The sequence below is a fragment of the Streptomyces sp. NPDC004126 genome, from assembly GCF_050275515.1.
In the GTDB taxonomy this organism is placed as follows: Bacteria; Actinomycetota; Actinomycetes; order Streptomycetales; family Streptomycetaceae; genus Streptomyces.
In genome coordinates, this window is sequence record NZ_JBNNPF010000023.1 from 73513 (window position 1) to 95762 (window position 22250).

Below are 22250 nucleotides of genomic sequence, written 5' to 3' on the forward strand. Positions count from 1 at the left end.
TCAGCGGGTCCCGTATTTCTGGTCGATGTAGGCGAAGAGGTCGTCCGCCGTGTCCAAGGTCGGTCGGGTGTCGGCACCCGTTGCGTCGTCCGGGCCGGTGCCGGGCCCGGGTGCGGTGCCGGCGCGGGCCAGCAGGTTCTGGAGCCGGGTCACGACCTCCGCCCGTACGTCGGGGGCGTCGAGGACGGCGAGGGCGTCCTCGACGCGGTCGAGGTCGGCGAGGAGGCGGGCTGCGGCGGTGCCGCCGAGTTCGGCGTCGAGGTGCTCGGCGAGGGCCTGGGGGCTGGGGTGGTCGAAGACGACGGTCGTGGCCAGGTTCAGCCCGGTGCGGGCGCCGAGGACGTTGCGCAGGTCGACGGCGGTGAGGGAGTCGAAGCCGAGTTCCCGGAAGGGCTGGGTCGGGGTGACGGCCTCGGGGCCGCCGTGTCCGAGGACGGCCGCCGCCTGGGTGCGTACGAGGTCCAGGAGGGCGGCGGCGCGTTCGGCGTCGGGGAGCCGGGTGATGTGCTCGCGCCAGTCGGGTTCGGCGGTGGTGCGGGGGCGGGCTTCCTCGATCCCGGTGAGCAGGGGGCTGGGCCGGACGGTGGTGAAGCCGGGTGCGAACAGGGTCCAGTCGATGTCGGCGACCGCCAGGCAGGCGTCGCCGTGGTCCAGGGCCTGCCGGAGTCCGGCGATGGCGTGCGGGGGCAGCATCGGGCGGATGCCGTGGCGGCGCAGGCGTTCGCCGACGGCGGCTTCGTCCTCGGCCATGCCGCCTTCGGCCCAGGCGCCCCAGGCGATGGCGGTGGCGGGCAGTCCGTCGGCGCGGCGCTGGTCGGCGAGGGAGTCCAGGAAGGCGTTGGCGGCGGCGTAGTTGGCTTGTCCGGCGCCGCCGACCGCGCCGGCGAAGGAGGAGAAGAGGACGAACGCCGACAGGTCGAGGCCGGCGGTGAGTTCGTGGAGGTTGCGGGCTGCGTCGGCCTTGGGGCGCAGGACCGCCGCGAACCGTTCGGGGGTGAGGGACTCGATGACGCCGTCGTCGAGGATGCCGGCGGTGTGGACGACCGCGGTCAGGGGGAGGTCGGCGGGGATCGCGTCGAGGACCGCCGCGAGGGCGTTCCGGTCGGCGGCGTCGCAGGCCTCGATGGTCACGCGGGTGCCCGTGGCGGTGAGTTCGGCGGCGAGTTCGCGTGCGCCGGGCGCCCGGTCGCCGCGGCGGCTGGTGAGGACGAGGTGTTCGGCGCCGGACGCGGCGAGCCAGCGGGCGATGTGGCCGCCGAGGGCGCCGGTGCCGCCGGTGACGAGGACGGTGCCGGAGGGGCGCCAGGGTTCGGCGGCGGCGGAGGTCCTGCGCACGCGGACCAGCCGGCGGGCGAGGATGCCGGTGGGGCGGATCGCCAGCTGGTCCTCGGCGCCGGTGCCGGCGGGGGCGGCGGCCAGCAGGAGGGCGCCGAGCCGGTCGAGGGCGGGGGCGTCGGGATCCGGGGGGAGGTCGACGAGTCCTCCCCAGCGGGCGGGGGTTTCCAGGGCGGCGGCCCGGCCGAGGCCCCAGACCTGTGCCTGGCCGGGGTCGGCGGGCCGGTCGCCGGGGCCGGTGGAGACCGCGCCGCGGGTGGCGCACCACAGCGGTGCGGTGATTCCGGCGTCGCCGAGGGCCTGGTGCAGGCGGAGGGCCGCGTCCAGGCCGGGGTCGCCGGCCTCGGCGGGCAGGAGCAGGACGCCCGCGCAGCCGTCGGCGGCGGGCAGGGCGGTGAGCAGGCGGAGGGTCAGGGCGTCGCGGTCGTGGCCGGTGCCGGGGGTGAGGTCGAGGCGGGCGGTGGTGGCGCCGCGGGCGGCGAGCGCCCCGGTGACCAGGTCGAGTTCCCGCGGGCAGGGGCCGGCGACCAGCCAGGTCCCGGCGGGGACGGCGGTGGCGGGGGCGGCGAGGGGCTGCCATTCGATGCGGTACTGGAGGTCGGCGGCGGGGTCCTGGGCGGCGGCTGCGGGCCGGCCGGTGGTGTCGCCGGGGCGGGGCCAGTAGCGGGTGCGGCGGAACGCGGTGGTCGGCAGGGCCACCCGGTGTACGGGCTGCCCGGCGTATACCCCGGTCCAGTCGGGGGTGGTGCCGTGCACGAACAGCTCGCCGAGGGCGGCGGCGGCGGTCTCCGGTTCGGGCCGGTCGCGGCGCAGGACCGGGACGAGGACGGCGTCGGGGCCGGTGACGCAGGCCCGGCCGGCGGCGGTCAGCACGCCGGAGGGGCCCAGCTCGACGAAGCGGCGTACGCCCTGGGCCTCCAGGTGGCGCATGCCGTCGTGGAAGCGGACGGCGGCGCGCACGTGCCGGACCCAGTATTCGGGCGTGGCGAGTTCGGCCGGGTCGGCGGTGCGTCCGGTGACGTTGGAGACGATCGGGAGGGACGGCCGGTGGAAGGTGAGCGTGCGTGCGACGCGGCCGAACTCGGCGAGCATCGGCTCCATCAGCGACGAGTGGAAGGCGTGGCTGACGTTGAGGCGCTTGGTGCGGTGGCCCGCCGCCTCCAGGAGGCCGGCGGTCCGGGTGACGGCGTCCTCGGGGCCGGAGACGACCACCGCGCGGGGGCCGTTCACGGCGGCGATGTCGGCGCCGGCCGTCAGCAGGGCGCGTACCTCGTCCTCGGCGGCCTCGACGGAGACCATCGCCCCGCCTTCGGGCAGCGCGTCCATGAGCCGGCCGCGGGCGGCGACCAGGGTGGCGGCGTCGGGGAGGGTGAGCACGCCGGCGACGTGGGCGGCGGCCAGCTCGCCGACCGAGTGGCCGAGGAGGAAGTCGGGGCGTACGCCCCAGGATTCGAAGAGCCGGTACAGGGCCACTTCCAGGGCGAACAGCCCGGCCTGGGTGTAGCGGGTCCGGTCGAGGAGCTCCGCCCGGCCGCTCACCACCTGCCGCAGCGGGCGGTCCAGGTGTGCGTCGAGGGCGGTGCAGGCCTCGTCGAAGGCCTGGGCGAAGACCGGGAACGCCGCGCGCAGCCCGTCGCCCATGCCGGGGCGCTGGGCGCCCTGGCCGGTGAACAGGAACGCCAGCCCGCCGGGGGTGGCGCCGGCGTGCCGGACGCCGGGGTCCGGGGTGCCGTCGGCGAGTGCCGCGAGGCCCTTCAGGAGGGTGTCGCGGCCGTCGGCGACGACGGCGGCGCGGCGGTCGAGGGTGGCGCGGGTGGTGGCGAGGGAGTGGGCGACGTCCCGGGGGGACAGGTGGGGGCGGGCCTCCAGGTGGGCGTGGAGGCGGGCGGCCTGTTCGCGCAGCGCCTCGTCCTCGCGGGCGGAGAGCACCGCGAGGACGGCCGGCCGGGCGGCGGGGGCTTCGGGGCTCCGGTCGTCGTGCGCGGCCGGCTCGGCGTCGGGCGTGTGCTCTTCCAGGAGGACGTGGGCGTTGGTGCCGCTGATGCCGAACGAGGACACGCCGGCGCGGCGGGGCCGGCCGTCGGGCGTGTGCCAGTCGAGGTTCTCCGTCAGCAGCCGCACCGAGCCGGCCGACCAGTCGACCTGGGGCGTGGGCTCGTCGACGTGGAGGGTGCGCGGCAGGACGCCGTTGCGGATCGCCTCGATCATCTTGATGACGCCGGCCACGCCGGCGGCGGCCTGGGTGTGGCCGATGTTCGACTTCACCGAGCCGAGGCGCAGCGGCCTGTCGGCCGGGCGGTTCTGCCCGTAGGCCGCGATCAGGGCCTGCGCTTCGATGGGGTCGCCGAGGGTGGTGCCGGTGCCGTGGGCCTCGACGGCGTCGACCTGGTCGGCCGTCAGGCGGGCGTTGGCGAGGGCCAGTTCGATGACGCGCTGCTGGGCGGGGCCGTTGGGGGCGGTCAGGCCGTTGGAGGCACCGTCCTGGTTGACGGCGGAGCCGCGGATCACCGCGAGGACCTGGTGGCCGGCCCGGCGGGCGTCGGAGAGCCGCTCCAGTACGAGCATGCCCGCGCCCTCGCCCCAGCCGGTGCCGTCCGCGGCGGCGGCGAAGGCCTTGCAGCGGCCGTCGCGGGCCAGGCCGCCCTGGCGGCTGAACTCGGCGAACAGGGTGGGTGTCGACATGACGGTGGCCCCGCCGGTGAGGGCCAGCTCGCACTCGCCGCGCCGCAGGGCCTGGGCCGCCAGGTGGAGGGCGACGAGGGACGCGGAGCAGGCGGTGTCGACGGTGACGGCGGGCCCCTGGAGGCCGTAGACGTAGGAGAGGCGGCCGGACAGCACGCTGGCGGCGTTGCCGGTCATGATGTGCCCGGCGAGGTCGTCGGCGGAGTGGACGGCCACGGGGGTGTAGTCCTGCCCGTTGGTGCCGATGAAGACGCCGGTCCGGCTGCCGCGCAGGGTGTCGGGGGCGATCCCGGCGCGTTCGAGGGCCTCCCAGGAGGTTTCCAGCAGCAGTCGCTGCTGGGGGTCCATGGCGAGGGCCTCGCGCGGCGAGATCCCGAAGAAGGCGGCGTCGAAGTCGCCCGCGCCGTCGAGGAAGCCGGCCTGGCGGGCGTGGGAGGCACCGGACTGCTCCGGGTCGTCGGAGAGCAGGCCGGCGAGGTCCCAGCCGCGGTCGGTGGGGAAGCCGGACAGGGCGTCGCCGCCCGAGACGAGCAGCCGCCACAGGTCCTCGGGGCTCTGGACCCCGCCGGGGAAGCGGCAGCTCATGGCCACGACGGCGATCGGCTCGCCGTCCCGGTTCTCGCTCTCGCGCAGGCGTTCCTGGGTCTGCTCCAGCTCGGCCGAGACGCGCTTGAGGAAGTGGCGGAGTCTTTCTTCGTTGGACACGTGAGGGTTCTCCCTGGCGGAGGGGCGGGCGGCATCGGGGCGGGCGGCATCGCTCATGAGATGCCGAACTTCTCGCCGAGCAGGCCGAACAGTTCGTCGTCGGTCGCCGCCTCGTACTGGTCGGCGGCGGCGGCGCGATCCGGGTGGCCTGCGGCGTCCCGGCCTTGCGCCAGCAGCGCCTCGAGCCGCTGCATGATCTTGGTGTGGTCGCCGGTGCCGGGCTCGACCCGGGTCAGTGCGCGTTCGAACCGGGCGAACTCCTCCAGTGCGGACGGGCCGTCCGCGGCGGTGTTCCCGCACAGCTCGGAGCGCAGGTGGCCGGCGAGCGCGGCCGGGTTGGGGTGGTCGAAGACCACGGTGGCGGGCAGGGCCAGGCCGGTGGCGGTGCTCAGCCGGTTGCGGAGCTCGACCGCCGTGAGGGAGTCGAACCCCGCCTCGCGGAAGGCCCGGCCGGGGGCGACCTCGTGCGGGGTGCCGTGTCCGAGGACGGCGGCCACGTGGGTCCGGACCAGGTCGAGGAGGGCCCGTTCCTGCGCCTCGGCGGGCAGGCCGGGGAGGGTGTCCCGCAGGGAGGTGCCGGCGGTCCGGCCGTCCTCCAGGGCCGCGAGTACGGCCCGTACCTCGGGCACGCCCGTCAGGAGCGGGCTGGGGCGGCCGGTGACGAACGCCGCCGTGAAGCGCTCCCAGTCGACGTCGGCGACCACGAGGGTGGTCTCGTCGCGGTCCAGTGCCTGCTGGAGCGCGGTGACGGCCAGGTCGGGGGCCATCGGCAGGAGGCCGCCGCGGCGCATGCGGGCGGTGACGGCGTCGGAGCCGGTGGCGAGGCCGCTGTCCGCCCAGGCTCCCCAGGCGATGGAGGTGGCGGGCAGTCCGTCGGCCCGCCGCTGCTCGGCCAACGCGTCCAAAGTGGCGTTCGCCGCCGCGTAGTTGCCCTGGCCGGCGCCTCCGACCGTCCCCGCGAACGACGAGAACAACACGAACGCCGACAGGTCCAGGCCCAACTCACCCGCCAGCTCGTGCAGGTGGCGTGCCGCGTCTGCCTTGGGGCCGAGTACCGTGGCCAGGCGCTCCGTAGTCAGCCCGTCGAGCATGCCGTCGTCCAGCACACCGGCAGCGTGGAACACCGCCGACACCGGGTGGTCCGCCAGCAGCTTCGCCACCGCGTCCCGGTCGGCCACGTCACAGGAAGCAACCACAGCGCTGACACCTGCCTCGGCCAGCTCGGCGACCAGCTCGGCGGCGCCCGGGGCATCCAGGCCCCTGCGGCTGGTCAGGACGAGGTCCTTCGCGCCCGCCGAAGCAAGCCAGCGCGCCACCCGAACGCCCAGCGCACCCGTACCACCGGTCACCAGCACCGGACCATCAGGCCGCCACCCCTCACCGGCCACCGGGACGAAGGGCGCACGCACCAGACGACGAACGAACACACCCCCGGCACGCACCGCGACCTGGTCTTCGCCGGTACCGCCCGACAGGACGGCCCACAGCCGGGCAGAGGCCCGCTCGTCCAGGACCTCCGGGACGTCCACCAGACCGCCCCAGCGCTCACCGAACTCCAGCGCCGCCACCCGGCCCAGACCCCACACCTGCGCAGCAACCGGATCCACCACACGGTCGGCGGCACCCGTCGACACCGCACCACGCGTCACACACCACAACCGGGCCGCGATGCCCGCGTCACCCAGCGCCTGCACCAGCGACAGCGAACCCGCCACACCCAGCAGCGACACCACACCATCGACCGCACCGACACCCGACAGGGCCATGGCCAGCTCACCACGGGAAAGACCACCCGCGACCAGCTCCACCACCTCGACACCCGGCGCCGGCAGCACACCCGCGCCCGCCTCCGCCGACACCACCAACCACCGGCCGGAGAGGTGGCCGGGGGCGTCCGCGGTCGTGGGTTCCCAGGCCGCCCGGTAGCGCCAGGAGTCGAGGGTGGACCGCTGCCGGCGTCCCGCCCGCCAGGCGGTCAGGACGGGCAGGGCGGTCTGCAGGGCGTCCAGCGCGGGCCCTTCGGCACCGAGTTCGCCGGACAGGGCCGGCAGGTCGGCGCGTTCGACGGCCTCCCAGAACGCCGACTCCGCCGGGTCGGACCCGGCCGTGCGGCCGGTGCCGGGGCGCGGCCAGTACCGTCGGCGCTGGAAGGCGTAGGTCGGCAGGTCGACGTGGGCCGGGCCGGCGTCCGGGAAGGCGGGCGACCAGTCGACGGCGACGCCGCGCACGTGGGCCTCGGCCAGCGACAGCAGGAACCGTGCCGGTCCGCCGTCCCGGCGGCGCAGCGATCCGACGGCGCGGTCCCCGAGGCCCTGGATCAGCACCGGGTGCGGGCTGCTCTCGACGAACACCCCGAAGCCCTGCTCGCGCAGGGCGCGGGTGGATTCCTCGAAGCGCACGGTCCGGCGGGCGTTCCGGTACCAGTACTCGGCGTCCAGTGCGGCGGTGTCCTGCCAGTTCCCGGTGACCGTGGAGAAGAAGGGCACCTCCGACGGGCGCGGGGAGAGCCCGGCGAGGACGGTGAGGAGTTCGTCGCGGATCTCCTCCACGTGGGCGGAGTGGGAGGCGTAGTCGACGGCGATCCGGCGGGCGCCCTCGGTCTCGGCGAGCAGTGCGTCGAGCGCCTCGGGGTCGCCCGAGACGACGACCGAGCGGGGGCCGTTCTCGGCGGCGATGGACAGCCGCTCGTCGAGGCCGGCCGCGACCTCCTCGCGGGGCAGGGGGACGGACACCATGCCGCCGCGGCCGGAGAGGGCGAGGAGGGCCTTGCTGCGCAGGGCCACCACGCGTGCGCCGTCTTCGAGGGAGAGGCCGCCCGCGACGCAGGCCGCGGCGATCTCGCCCTGGGAGTGTCCGAGGACGGCGGCCGGTTCCACTCCGTACGAACGCCACAGGGCGGCGAGGGACACCATCACGGCCCACAGGGCGGGCTGGACCACGTCGACGCGGGCGAGGGCGGTCTCGTCGGTGAGCACCTCGCGCAGCGACCAGTCCACGAACGCGGACAGGGCTTGCTCGCACTGGTCCATGCGGTCGGCGAAGACGGGGCTGGTGGCGAGCAGTTCGGTGGCCATGCCGGTCCACTGGGAGCCCTGGCCGGGGAAGACGAAGACGACCTTGGTGCGGCCGTCGGGTGCCTGGCCCTCGACCAGGCCCGCGGCCGCCGTGCCGTCGGCCAGCGCCGACAGTGCGGCGTCGAAGGCGTCGGGGTGGTCGGCGACGAGCACGGCGCGGTGGTCGAAGGAGGCCCGGGAGAGGGCGAGCGAGCGGCCGATGTCAGCCGGTGCGTGACCGGGTCGGGCCGAGAGGAACGTACGCAGTTCCCGGGCCTGCGCGCGCAGTGCGTCGGCCGACTTGCCGGACAGCGTCCAGGGGAGGGCCGCAGGGGCGGAGGGCGCGGCAGCCGGGGCGGCCGGGGCGGGTTCGGTGGCCGGGGCGGGTTCCTCCAGGATGACGTGGGCGTTGGTGCCGCTCATGCCGAACGAGGACACGCCGGCGCGGCGCGGCTGCCCGTCGGGCGTGTGCCAGTCGAGGTTCTCCGTCAGCAGCCGCACCGAGCCGGCCGACCAGTCGACCTGGGGCGTGGGCTCGTCGACGTGGAGGGTCTTGGGGAGGACGCCGTTGCGGATCGCCCCGACCATCTTGATGACGCCGGCCACGCCGGCGGCGGCCTGCGTGTGGCCGATGTTGGACTTCACCGACCCCAGGTGGAGGGGCCGGTCCGCCGGGCGGTTCTGGCCGTACGTGGCCAGCAGGGCCTGGGCTTCGATGGGGTCGCCGAGGGTGGTGCCGGTGCCGTGCGCCTCGACCGCGTCGACCTGGTCGGCCGTCAGGCGGGCGTTGGCGAGGGCCTGGCGGAGCACGCGCCGCTGGGACGGGCCGTTGGGGGCGGTCAGGCCGTTGGAGGCACCGTCCTGGTTGACGGCGGAGCCGCGGATCACCGCGAGGACCTGGTGGCCGGCCCGGCGGGCGTCGGAGAGCCGCTCCAGTACGAGCACTCCTGCGCCCTCGCCCCAGCCGGTGCCGTCCGCGGCCGCCGCGAAGGGCTTGCAGCGGCCGTCCGGGGCCAGGCCCCGCTGGCGGCTGAACTCGGTGAAGGTGGTCGGGCTGGCCATGACGGTCACCCCGGCCGCGAGCGCGAGCGTGCACTCCTGCTGGCGCAGCGCCTGTGCGGCGAGGTGCAGGGCGACGAGGGAGGACGAGCAGGCGGTGTCGACGGTGACGGCGGGTCCCTCGAAGCCGAACTCGTACGAGATCCGGCCGGACAGCACGCTGGTGGCGTTCCCGGTCGCGAGGTAGCCGTCGACGTCCTCGGGGCCGCCGACGAGGACGGTGCCGTAGTCGCCGCCGTTGGTTCCGACGAAGACGCCGGTCCGGCTGCCGCGCAGGGTGTCCGGGGCGATCCCGGCGCGTTCGAAGGCCTCCCAGGAGGTCTCCAGCAGCAGCCGCTGCTGGGGGTCCATGGCGAGGGCCTCGCGCGGCGAGATGGCGAAGAAGCCGGCGTCGAAGTCGGCGGCGTCGTGGACGAACGCGCCCTCGCGGACGTACGAGGAACCGGGCCGGTCCGGGTCCTCGTCGAACAGTTCCTCCAGGTCCCAGCCCCGGTCGGTGGGGAACGGCGACACCGCGTCACGGCCGGCGGCGACCAGGTCCCACAGCCCCTCGGGCGAGCGGACTCCGCCGGGGAACCGGCAGCTCATCGCGACGATCGCGATGGGCTCCCGGGCCGCCTCGGTGAGCCGCCGGTTCTGTTCGCGCAGCCGCTCGGCCTCCTTGAGGGAGGTCCGGAGCGCGGCCACGAGCTTCGCTTCGGGCGTCTGCGGCGTCACCGTGCCGGATGTCACTGCTTCGGGCGTAACCATGTGTCAGCTCCACACTTCCCGGACCGTCAGGAGTCCGTGTTGTCCATGGCGAGACGGATCAGGGCGTCGGCGTCCATCTCGTCGATGTCCTCCGGGGCCGTGTCGTCCGGGTCGGCCGCCGCTTCCTGCGCGCCGCCGCCCGCTTCGAGTCCGGCGAGGTCCAGCAGCACTTCCAGCAGGCCGGCCTCTCTGATCCGGGAGAGCGGCATCGAGGCGAGCGCCCGGCGGATCCGGTCCTCCTCCGGGTCGGTGTCGCCGAGGTCCCCGCACAGCTCGGTGAGGAGGTACGCGGCGAGCGCGGCCGGGTTGGGGTGGTCGAAGACGGCGGTGGCGGGCAGGGCCAGGCCGGTGGCCCTGCCGAGCCGGTTGCGGAGCTCGACCGCCGTCAGGGAGTCGAACCCGATGCCCTTGAACGGCTGGTCGGCGCCCACGCGCTGCGGCGACCCGTGGCCGAGTACGCCGGCCACGTGGGTGCGGACCAGGTCGAGCAGGGCGTCGGTCCGCTCGGCCGCCGGGAGTGCCGCCAGTCGCTGCGCGAGGCCGGCGTCCGTGCGGGCGGGCTCGTCGGCGGGCCGGGCGGCTTCCGGGATGCCGGCGAGGAGCGGGCTCGGCCGGGCGGAGGTGAAGCCCGGCGCGAAGCGCTGCCAGTCGATGTCGATGACCGTCAGGGTGTCGTCGCCGTGGGCGAGGGCCCGGGCGAGTGCGGCGAAGGCCGTTGCGGTGGGCAGGCCGGTCATGCCGGCCAGGCGCATCCGTTCGGCGACGGTCTCGTCCGCCGCCATGCCGTTGTCGGCCCACGGGCCCCAGGCGATGGAGGTGGCGGGCAGTCCGTCGGCCCGCCGCTGCTCGGCCAACGCGTCCAAAGTGGCGTTCGCCGCCGCGTAGTTGCCCTGGCCGGCGCCTCCGACCGTCCCCGCGAACGACGAGAACAACACGAACGCCGACAGGTCCAACCCCAACTCACCCGCCAGCTCGTGCAGATGACGCGCCGCGTCCGCCTTCGGAGCCAGCACCGCCGCCAGACGGTCGGGGGTCAGACCGTCCAGCACACCGTCGTCCAGCACTCCCGCCGCGTGGAACACCGCGTTGACGGGGTGGTCGACCAGCAGCTTCGCCACCGCGTCCCGATCAGCCACGTCACACGCGACGACCGACGCCGTCACGCCCGACTCGGCCAGCTCGGCGACCAGCTCGGCGGCGCCCGGAGCATCCAGACCCCGACGGCTCGTCAGGACGAGGTCCTTCGCGCCCGCCGAAACCAGCCAGCGGGCCACCCGCACGCCCAGCGCACCGGTACCACCGGTCACGAGCACCGGACCATCAGGCCGCCACACCTCCCCCGGCACCGGAGCGAAGGGCGCACGCACCAGACGACGAACGAACACACCCCCGGCACGCACCGCGACCTGGTCTTCGCCGGTACCGCCCGACAGGACGGCCCACAGCCGAGCCGCGGCCCGCTCGTCCAGGACCTCCGGGACGTCCACCAGACCGCCCCAGCGCTCACCGAACTCCAACGCCGCCACCCGGCCCAGACCCCACACCTGCGCAGCAACCGGATCCACCACACGATCGGCGGCACCCGTAGACACCGCACCACGCGTCACACACCACAACCGCGCACCGACACCCGCATCACCCAGCGCCTGCACCAACGACAGCGAACCCGCCACACCCAGCAGCGACACCACACCATCGACCGCACCGACACCCGACAACACCTCGGCCAGCTCACCACGGGACAGACCACCCGCGACCAGCTCCACCACCTCGACACCACCCGGCACCGACAGCACACCCGCACCCGCCTCCGCCGACACCACCAACCACCGGCCGGACACGACGGGCTGCGCCGTGTCCACCGGCTGCCAGGTGACCTGGTAGAGGAGGTCGTCGAGGGCGTCCCGTCGCGGTACGAGCCAGCTGGGGGCTGCGGGCTGTTCCGCGATGCGGGGCCAGTACCGCTCGTGCTGGAAGGCGTACGTCGGAAGGTCGGCGGGGGCCTCCGGTGCGCCCGCGAAGAGGGCGGGCAGGTCGAGGGCTACCCCACGCGCGTGGGCGCGGCCGAGGGCTGCGAGCAGGGTGCGCGTCTCGGAGCGGTCGCGGCGCATGAGGGGCAGGAGGGCGGCAGGTTCGTCGAGGCAGGCCTGGCCCATGGCGGTCAGGACGGCGTCGGGGCCGAGTTCGAGGTAGGTGTCGACCCGGGCGGCTTCCATGTGGCGCATGGCGTCGTGGAAGCGGACGGCCTCGCGGACGTGGCGCACCCAGTAGTCCGGCGTGGTCGGCTCCCCGGTGAGGGCGGAGACCACCGGGATCGAGGGCGCGCCGTAGGTGAGGGATTCGGCGACCTCGCGGAACGCGTCGAGCATCGGCTCCATCAGCGGCGAGTGGAAGGCGTGCGAGACCGTCAGGCGCTTGGTCTTGCGGCCCTGCTCGGCCAGCTGCGCGGCCACGGCCAGGACGGCGTCCTCGGCACCCGAAATCACCACGGACTGCGGACCGTTGACCGCAGCGACGTCCACGTCCGCCGACAGCAGCGGACGGACCTCGTCCTCGCCGGCCTGGACGGAGACCATCGCCCCGCCCTCGGGCAGGGCGCCCATGAGAGCGCCGCGGGCCGCCACCAGACGGGCCGCGTCGGCCAGCGAGAAAACCCCCGCGACGTGCGCGGCGGCGATCTCACCGATGGAGTGACCGGCCACGAAGTCCGGGCGAATGCCGTAGGACTCCAGCAGCCGGTACAGGGCCACCTCTACGGCGAACAGGGCCGGCTGGGTGTACTCGGTGCGGTGGACCTCGTCCCCGCCGCCGAACACCAGGTCCTTCAGCGGGAAGTCGAAGTGACCGCACACCTCGTCGAAGGCCGCCGCGAACACCGGCTGCGCCTCGTACAGCTCACGGCCCATCCCCGGACGCTGCGCACCCTGCCCCGAGAACAGGAACGCGGACGTGCCCGGTGCCTGGACGTGGTCGGTGTCGGCCTCGCCGCGTGCCACGGCGTCGAGCGCGGTCAGGTACTCGGTGCGGTCGGCGCCGGTCACCACGGCCCGGTGCGGGAACAGGGCGCGGGTCGTGGCCAGGCCGTGTCCGATCTCGGCCGGGTCGAAGGCCGGCCGGTCCGCGACGTGGTCGCGCAGGCGGCGGGCCTGCCCGCGCAGTGCCTCCGCCGTCGCGGCGGACAGCAGCCACGGCGCCGGGACGGCAGGGGTCTGCGCGGCTTGGTCCGGGGTGTCGAGCGGTCCCTGTTCGAGCACCAGGTGGGCGTTGGTGCCGCTCATCCCGAAGGAGGACACGGCCGCCCGGCGCGGACGGCCGGTCTCCGGCCAGGCCGTGCTCTCGGTGAGGAGGGCGACCGCACCGGCTTCCCAGTCCACGTGCGGGGTGGGCTCGTCCACGTGCAGGGTGCGCGGCAGGAGGCCGTGGCGCATCGCCATGACCATCTTGATGACGCCGCCGACCCCGGCCGCGGCCTGGGTGTGGCCGATGTTGGACTTCAGGGAGCCCAGGTGCAGCGGGCGGTCCGCAGGGCGGTCCTGCCCGTAGGTGGCGAGGAGGGCCTGGGCCTCGATCGGGTCGCCGAGCGGGGTGCCCGTGCCGTGCGCCTCGACCGCGTCGACCTGGTCGGCCGTGAGACCGGCGTTGGCGAGGGCCTGGCGGATGACGCGCTGCTGGGACGGGCCGTTGGGGGCGGTCAGGCCGTTGGAGGCACCGTCCTGGTTGACGGCGCTGCCGCGGATCACCGCGAGGACCTGGTGGCCGTTGCGGCGCGCGTCCGACAACCGCTCGACGAGGAGCATGCCGACGCCCTCGGACCAGCCCGTGCCGTCCGCGGCGGCCGCGAACGGCTTGCAGCGGCCGTCGGGCGAGAGGCCCCGCTGGCGGCTGAAGTCGATGAACGACTGCGGGGTCGACATGACGGTCACACCACCGGCGAGGGCCAGTTCGCATTCGCCGCGCCGCAGGGCTTCCGTCGCCAGGTGCAGGGCCACCAGCGACGAGGAGCACGCGGTGTCGACGGTCAGCGCGGGGCCTTCGAGGCCCAGGGCGTAGGCGATGCGGCCGGAGGCGACGCTGCCGGCACCGCCCGTGCCGAGGTAGCCCTCCAGGCTCTCGGCTGACTGCGACACCAGGGCCGTGTAGTCCTGGCCGTTGGTGCCGACGAACACGCCGGTGCCGCTGCCGCGCGCCGCGGCCGGGGTCACGCCGGCACGCTCGAACGCCTCCCACGCCACCTCCAGCAGCAGCCGCTGCTGGGGGTCCATGGCGAGGGCCTCGCGCGGGGAGATCCCGAAGAAGCCGGCGTCGAAGTCGGCCGCGTTGCGGAGGAACCCGCCGTGCTGGGTGTACGTGGTGCCCTGGTGCTCGGGGTCCGGGTCGTAGAGCGCCCCGATGTTCCAGCCCCGGTCGCGCGGGAAGGGCGAGATCGCGTCGGCTCCGGACTCCACGAGGCGCCACAGGTCCTCGGGGGAGCCGACGTCGCCGGGGAAGCGGCAGCTCATGCCGACGATGGCGATCGGCTCGTCGCTGCCGACCACGCGGCGCACCCGGGCCGCTCCGGTTCCGGTTCCGCCGAGGAGCTCGGCGTGGAGGTGGGAGACGAGCGCGGCCGGCGTCGGGTGGTCGTAGACCAGGGTCGCGGGCAGCGGCAGCCCGGTGGCGGTGCCGAGGCGGGTACGGAACTCCACGGCGGTCATCGAGTCGAAGCCGTAGTCCCGGAAGGCCCGCTCGGGGTCGGCCGTCTCCTGCGCGGCGTGTCCGAGGACGGTGGCGATGGTGTCGCGGACCAGGTCGAGGAGGACCCGCGCCGGGTCGTCCGCCGCCTCCAGGCGCTTCGCCAGCGGCGACGCCGGCTCCGTCTGCGCGGCGGGGGCGTAGCCGGTGCCGGGCCAGTAGCGCTGCCGCTGGAAGGCGTACGTGGGCAGGTCGACGCGGCGGCCGGAGAGGAACGGCAGCCAGTCGACGGGGAGGCCGCGGGTCCAGGCCTCGGCGAGGGCGCCGAGGAAGGCCTCCGGCTCGGGACGGTCCTTGCGCAGCACGGGGGCCAGCAGCCCTGAGAAGCCCTCCGGGAGGGACTCCCCCGCCATGGCGGCGAGGACGCCCTGCGGGCCCAGCTCCAGGAAGTGGGCGACGCCCTGGGCGGCGAGGTGGTCGATGCCGTCGGCGAAGCGGACCGCGCCCCGGACGTGCTCGACCCAGTACTCGGCCGTGAACTCGGTGATCTGCCCGCCGGTGACGTTGGAGACGACCGGGATCTCCGGCTCGGAGTAGGCCAGGGATTCGGCGACCTCGCGGAACGCGTCGAGCATCGGCTCCATCAGTGGCGAGTGGAAGGCGTGCGAGACCGTCAGGCGCTTGGTCTTGCGGCCCTGCTCGGCCAGCTGCGCGGCCACGGCCAGGACGGCGTCCTCGGCACCCGAGATCACCACGGACTGGGGGCCGTTGACCGCAGCGATGTCGACATCCGCCGACAGCAGCGGACGGACCTCCTCCTCCGTGGCGCGGATCGAGACCATCGCCCCGCCCTCCGGCAGCGCACCCATCAGCGCTCCACGGGCGCGGACCAGTGCCGCAGCATCCGCGAGGGAGAGGACGCCCGCCACGTGCGCGGCGGCGATCTCACCGATCGAGTGCCCGGCCACGAAGTCCGGACGGACGCCGTAGGACTCCGCCAGCCGGTACAACGCCACCTCGACGGCGAACAGCGCGGGCTGGGTGAACTCGGTGCGGTGGACCTCGTCCCCGCCGCCGAACACCACGTCCTTCAGGGGGAAGTCGAAGTGACCGCACACCTCGTCGAAGGCCGCCGCGAACACCGGCTGCGCCTCGTACAGCTCCCGGCCCATCCCCGGACGCTGCGCACCCTGCCCCGAGAACAGGAACGCGGACTTCCCACCGGACACCGCGCCCTCGACCACGCCCGACGCCGAGCGGCCTTCCGCCAGGGCTTCCAGCCCGGCCAGCAGGCCCGTACGGTCTCCGGCCACCACGGCCGCGCGACTGCCCAGCGCGGCCCGTGAGGCAGCCAGCGAGAAGGCCACGTCGGCCGGGTCCGGCTCCGGGTCGGCCGTCACCCGCTCCAGCAGCCGGCCCGCCTGGGCGCGGACGGCGTCCGCGTCACGGCCCGACAGCACCCACACCGGGAGTCCCGGGGCGGGGGTGGTGTCGGCGTCGGCGGCGGGGGGGTCCTGCGGGGCCTCCTGGAGGATGGTGTGGGCGTTGGTGCCGCTGATGCCGAACGAGGACACGGCGGCCCTGCGCGGGTGGCCCGTCTCGGGCCACGGCACCGTCTCCGTCAGCAGGCGCACCGCGCCCGCCGACCAGTCGACGTGCGGGGTCGGCTCGTCCACGTGCAGGGTCATCGGCACCACGCCGTGGCGCATCGCCATGACCATCTTGATGACGCCGGCCATGCCGGCCGCGGCCTGGGTGTGGCCCAGGTTCGACTTGACCGAGCCCAGCAGCAGCGGCCGGTCCTCCGCCCGGTCCTGGCCGTAGGTGGCCAGGAGGGCCTGGGCCTCGATGGGGTCGCCGAGGGTGGTGCCCGTGCCGTGCGCTTCCACCACGTCGACCTGGCGTGCCGTCAGCCGGGCCTTGGACAGGGCCTGTTCGATGACGCGCTGCTGCGAGGGGCCGTTGGGGGCGGTCATGCCGTTGGACGCGCCGTCCTGGTTCACCGCCGAGCCCTGCACGATGGCGAGCACCTGGTGCCCGTTGCGCCGTGCGTCGGAGAGGCGTTCGAGCAGGACCATGCCGACGCCCTCGGACCAGGAGGTGCCGTCGGCGCCCGCGGCGAAGGGCTTGCAGCGGCCGTCGGCGGCCAGGCCGCGCTGGCGGCTGAACTCGACGAAGGTGTTCGGGCTGGACATGACGGTCACGCCGCCGGCCAGGGCCATGGTGCATTCGCCCTGCCGCAGCGCCTGGCCGGCGAGGTGGACCGACACCAGGGAGGAGGAGCAGGCCGTGTCGACGGTGACCGCGGGGCCTTCGAGGCCGAGGGTGTAGGCGATGCGGCCGGAGGCGATGCTGCCCGCGCTGCCGTTGCCCGCGTAGCCCTCCAGGCCGTCCTCGTCGTGGAGGAGGTTGACGTAGTCGTGGTACATGACGCCGGTGAAGACGCCGGTGCGGCTTCCGCGCATCGCGGTCGGGGCGATCCCGGCGTTCTCGAAGGTCTCCCAGGCGGTCTCCAGGAGGAGGCGCTGCTGGGGGTCCATGGCGAGGGCCTCGCGGGGGGAGATCCCGAAGAACACGGGGTCGAAGTCGGCGGCCCCGTCGAGGAAGCCGCCCTCTCGGACGTAGGAGGTTCCGGCGTGGGCGGGGTCGGGGTGGTAGAGGGAGTCGATGTCCCAGCCGCGGTCGGCGGGGAAGTCCGCGATGGCGTCGCCGCCGGAGAGCACCAGGCGCCACAGGTCCTCGGGGGAGCGGACGCCTCCGGGGAAGCGGCAGCTCATGCCGACGATGGCGATCGGCTCGTCGGCGGGCAGCGGGGCGGCCGCCGTGGCGGGTGCCGACGCGTCGGCGGTGTCGACGAGGCGGGTCTTCAGGTAGGCGACGAGGGAGGCGGGGGTCGGCTGGTCGAAGATGAGGGTGGCGGGCAGGCGCAGGCCGGTGACGGTGCTGAGCCGGTTGCGCAGTTCCACGGCGGACAGGGAGTCGAAGCCGAGGTCCTTGAACACCTGCGTCGGTTCCGGGGCGCCGGGGGCGCGGTGGCCGAGTACGGCGGTCACCTCGGTGACGACGAGGTCGCGGAGGGTGCGCGTCTGCTGGGCTTCGGGCAGGCCGGCCAGCCGCTGTCCGAGGGAGGAGCCCCCGGTGCGGGGTGCCGCGCCGGCGGTCGGGCGCAGCGGAGTCGCCGTTGCGAGGCCGCGCAGGGCGGGCGACAGGGACGGGCCGGTGGGGAGCGCCTTGAGGTCGAGGCGCATGGGGAAGAGCACGGCCCGGTCGAGGGCGGGGGCGGTGTCGAGGAGCGCGAGGGCCTCTTCGGTGGCGAGGGCGGTCATGCCGCCGCGGTTGATGCGGTCGACGTCGCCGGCGTCGAGGGCGCCGGTCATGCCGCTGCGTTCGGCCCACAGGCCCCAGGCCAGGGAGATCCCGGGCAGGCCGAGGGAGCGGCGGTACTGGGCGAGGGCGTCCAGGTAGGCGTTGGCGGCTGCGTAGTTGCCCTGGCCGGGGGCGCCGAGAAGGCCGGCGACGGAGGAGAAGAGCACGAATGCCGACAGGTCGAGGTCCGCGGTGAGTTCGTGGAGGTTGCGGGCGGCGTCCGCCTTGGGGCGCAGGACCGTGTCGATGCTCTCCGGGGTGAGGGATTCGATCGTTCCGTCGTGCACCACGCCGGCCGTGTGGATGACGGCGGTGAGGGGGTGGTCGGCGGGGATCGCGGCCAGCAGGGAGGCCAGGGCCTCGCGGTCGGCGACGTCGCAGGCGGCGACCGTCACCGAGGCGCCCAGACCGGACAGTTCCGCGACCAGGTCCTCGGCGCCGCCGGAGCGGCTGGCCAGGAGGAGGTCGCGGACGCCGTGTTCGGTGACCAGGTGGCGGGCCACCGCCCGGCCCAGGACTCCCGTACCGCCCGTGACCAGGACGGTGCCGCCCTCGGCGAACGACAGGCCCGCGGACTCCGGCGCGGCCGGGGTGCGGGTCAGGCGGGGGACGCGTACCGCTCCCCCGCGCACCGCCGCCTGCGGCTCGGCGCAGGTCAGGTACGGGGTCGGGTCGACGGCCTCCTCCAGGTCCAGGAGGCTGAAACGGCCCGGGTGCTCCGACTGGGCGGAACGCACCAGACCCCACACCGCCGCACCCGCCAGGTCACGCACCTCATCGCCCACGGCACCGCGCGTCACGAACACCACGCGGTCCTCCCCCGCGAGGGAGTCCTGGAGCACCTCCAGGGCCCGGCCCAGGGCCTCGCGCACACCGGCCGAAGTGTCCACCTCGCACACCACGCCCGCAGGCAGCGGCTCGGCCACCGAGGCCGCCGGGGCCGCCACCCAGTCCAGCGCGAACAGGGTGTCGGCGGTCCGGGTCGGTCCGCCCGGGGTCATGGGCCGCAGGGTGAGGGAGGCGATGGTGACCACCGGGAGGCCGGCTTCGTCGGTGGCGGTCAGGGTGACCGCGTCCTCGCCGGCCGGGGTCAGCCGGACGCGGAGGGTGCGGGCGCCGGTGGCGTGGAGGGCGACGTCGCGCCAGGCGAACGGCAGGCGGGCCTCGCCGCTGTCGGGGAGGAGGGTGCCCGCGCCGGCCGCCTGGAGGGCGGCGTCGAGGAGGGCCGGGTGGAGGCCGAAGCGGCCCGCGGCCTCCTGCCGGTCGCGGTCGAGGCCGACCTCCGCGTACACCTCGTCGCCGAGCCGCCAGGCCGCGCGCAGCCCCTGGAACGCCGGCCCGTAGGCGAATCCGGAGTCGGCGAGGCGGGTGTAGAAGGGGTCCAGGTCGACGGCTTCGGCTCCGGCGGGGGGCCAGGTTCCGCCGGGGAGGGGGTCGGCGGGGGTGGGGGCGGTGGGGGCGAGGACGCCTTCGGCGTGCCGGGTCCAGGGGCCGTCCTCGTGGCGGGCGTACGTGGTGACCGTGCGGCGGCCGTCCGGGTCGGCGGGGCCCACGGCGAGCTGGATCTGGACGGCGCCGCGCCCGGGCAGCACCAGCGGGGCTTCCAGGGTGAGTTCTTCGAGGAGTCCGCAGCCGACCTGGTCGCCGGCCCGGACCGCGAGTTCGACGAGGGCGGTGCCGGGCAGCACGACGGTGCCGGCGACCGCGTGGTCGGCGAGCCAGGGCTGCGCGGTCAGGGACAGGCGGCCGGTGAAGAGGAGGTCGTCGGAGGCGGCGACCGTGACCATCGCGCCGAGGAGGGGGTGTCCGGCCGCGTCCAGGCCGGCTGCGGTGACGTCGCCGGCGGCGCCGCCGCTCTGCAGCCAGTACCGCTCGCGCTGGAAGGCGTACGTGGGGAGGTCGACGCGGCGGGCGCCGGGGAAGACGGTGTCCCAGTCGACGGGGATGCCCTGGGTGTGGGCCTCGGCGACGGCCCGGGTGAAGGCGGTCGGCTCGGGCTGGTCGCGGCGCAGGGCGGTGCTCCAGCGGATGCCGGAGTCCTCGTCGAGGCAGTTCTGCCCCATGGCGGTGAGGATTCCGTCGGGGCCGAGTTCGACGAAGGTGGTGACGCCGTGGTCCGCGAGGGTGCGGACGCCGTCGTGGAAGCGCACGGCCTGGCGGACGTGGCGCACCCAGTACTCGGGCGTGGCGAGTTCTTCGGCGGTGGCGATGCGGCCGGTGACGTTGGAGACGACGGGGATGGCGGGCGGGCGGAAGTCGAGGCGGGCGACGACGGCGCGGAACCGGTCGAGCATGGGTTCCATCAGCAGGGAGTGGAAGGCGTGGCTGACCTTGAGGCGCTTGGTGCGGTGGCCTGCGGCGGCGAGGCGGGCGGCGGCGTCGAGTACGGCGGTCTCGGTGCCGGAGAGGACCACGGACCGGGGGCCGTTGACGGCGGCGATGTCGACGCCGGGGGTGAGGGCGGCGCGGACTTCGTCCTCGGCGGCTTCGACGGCGGCCATGGCGCCGCCTTCGGGCAGGGACTGCATGAGCCGGCCGCGGGCGGCGACGAGCGCGGCGGCGTCGGCGAGGGGGAGCATGCCGGACACGTGTGCGGCGACGAGTTCGCCGACCGAGTGGCCGAGGAGGAAGTCGGGGCGCAGGCCGTGGCTCTCGGCGAGGCGGTAGAGGGCCGTTTCGAGGGCGAAGAGGGCGGCCTGGGTGTACTCGGTGCGGTCGAGGAGGGGGGAGCCGTCGAAGACGACGTCGCGTACGGGGGTGTCGAAGTAGCGGTCGAGGTGGGTGCAGGCCTGGTCGAAGGCCTCGGCGAAGACGGGGTACGCGGCGTGGAGTTCGCGTCCCATGCCGGGGCGTTGGGCGCCCTGGCCGGTGAACAGGAACGCGGTGCGGGGGTCGGGTCGGGTGGTGCCGTGGACGAGGTTGTCGGCGGGGGTGCCGTCGGCGAGGGCCCGCAGGCCGGCGTGGAGTTCGTCGGTGGTGGTGCCGAGGACGACGGCGCGGTGGGTGAGGGCGGCGCGGGCGGTGGCGAGGGTGTGGCCGGTGTCGGCGAGGGGGGTGCCGTGGGCGGTGTGGTCGAGCAGGGTGCGGGCCTGGGCGCGGAGTGCTTCGGGGCCGCGGGCGGAGAGGGGCCAGGCCACGACCGGGGGGTGGGGGGCGGGGGCGGTGGGGGGTTCCTCGTCGGGGGTGTGGGGTTCGGGCTGTTCGAGGATCAGGTGGGCGTTGGTGCCGCTGATGCCGAAGGAGGAGACGGCGGCGCGGCGGGGTGCTCCGGTCCGGGGCCAGTCGGTGTTCTCGGTGAGGAGGGAGACCGCTCCGGCGGTCCAGTCGACGTGCGGGGTGGGTTCGTCGACGTGGAGGGTCTTGGGGAGGACGCCGTGGCGCATGGCCTCGACCATCTTGATGACGCCGGCGACGCCTGCGGCGGCCTGGGTGTGGCCGAGGTTGGACTTGACGGATCCGAGCAGCAGGGGCCGGTCGTCGGGGGTGCGGTCCTGGCCGTAGGTGGCGAGGAGGGCCTGGGCTTCGATGGGGTCGCCGAGGGTGGTGCCGGTGCCGTGGGCTTCGACGGCGTCGACGTCGCGGGGGGTGAGGCGGGCCTGTTCGAGGGCCTGGCGGATGACGCGCTGCTGGGAGGGGCCGTTGGGGACGGTGAGGCCGCTGCTGGCGCCGTCCTGGTTGACGGCGGAGCCGCGGATGACGGCGAGGACGGGGTGTCCGTTCTGGCGGGCGTCGGAGAGCTTCTCCAGGAGGAGGAGGCCGGCGCCTTCGCCCCAGCCGGTGCCGTCGGCGGCGGCGGCGAAGGGCTTGCAGCGGCCGTCGGGGGCGAGGCCGCGCTGCTGGCTGAAGTCGACGAACAGTGCGGGGTCTGCCATGACGGTGACGCCGCCGGCGAGGGCCATGGTGCATTCGCCCTGGCGGAGGGCCTGGGCGGCGAGGTGGAGGGCGACGAGGGAGGAGGAGCAGGCCGTGTCGATGGTGACGGCGGGGCCTTCCAGGCCGAGGACGTAGGAGACGCGGCCGGAGGCGACGCTGCCGGCGTTGCCGCTGCCGAGGTACACCTCGACGCCTTCGGGCAGGTCGCGGGGGGCGGCGGCGTAGTCGTGGTGCATGACGCCGGCGAAGACGCCGGTGCGGCTGCCGCGCAGGGAGGTGGGGTCGATGCCAGCGCGTTCGAAGGCCTCCCAGGCGGTTTCCAGGAGGAGCCGCTGCTGGGGGTCCATGGCGAGGGCCTCGCGGGGGGAGATCCCGAAGAAGGCGGCGTCGAATTCGGCGGCGCCGGCGAGGAAGCCGCCGTCGCGGACGTAGCTGGTGCCCTGGTGGTCGGGGTCGGGGTGGTAGACGGCGTCGAGGTCCCAGCCGCGGTCGGCGGGGAAGCCGGCCACGGCGTCGCGGCCTTCGGCGACGAGCTGCCACAGTTCTTCGGGGGTGCTGACGCCGCCGGGGTAGCGGCAGCTCATCGACACGATCGCGACCGGTTCGGGTTCTTCGGCGGTCCGCAGCCGCTCCCGGGTCTGGTGGAGTTCGGCCGTCATCCACCGGAGGTGGTCGAGCATCTTTTCTTCGTTTGTCATGACGTACCGAAACTCCTGTTTGATCAGGTCGAAGAGGCTGCCCCCGGCGGCGGACCGG

General features: G+C 75.0%; 3 protein-coding genes. All 3 read right to left on the minus strand.

Annotated features, from left to right (window positions below; all coding sequences use genetic code 11):
- The 3 genes from ACQKM2_RS22425 to ACQKM2_RS22435 are packed head-to-tail and all read right to left on the minus strand — an operon-like array spanning position 1 to position 22192.
- Positions 1-4722 carry a type I polyketide synthase gene (locus ACQKM2_RS22425; protein ID WP_427712236.1) on the minus strand — a complete coding sequence of 1574 codons (4722 nt, stop codon included), beginning with the start codon at positions 4720-4722 and terminating at the stop codon, positions 1-3.
- A gap of 53 nt (positions 4723-4775) precedes the next feature.
- Positions 4776-9566 carry a type I polyketide synthase gene (locus ACQKM2_RS22430; RefSeq protein ID WP_427712239.1) on the minus strand — a complete coding sequence of 1597 codons (4791 nt, stop codon included), beginning with the start codon at positions 9564-9566 and terminating at the stop codon, positions 4776-4778.
- A 44-nt stretch (positions 9567-9610) separates the two neighbouring features.
- Complete coding sequence (locus tag ACQKM2_RS22435; RefSeq protein ID WP_427712241.1) at positions 9611-22192, minus strand: SDR family NAD(P)-dependent oxidoreductase; 12582 nt, start codon at positions 22190-22192, stop codon at positions 9611-9613.
- Positions 22193-22250: the final 58 nt, after the last annotated feature.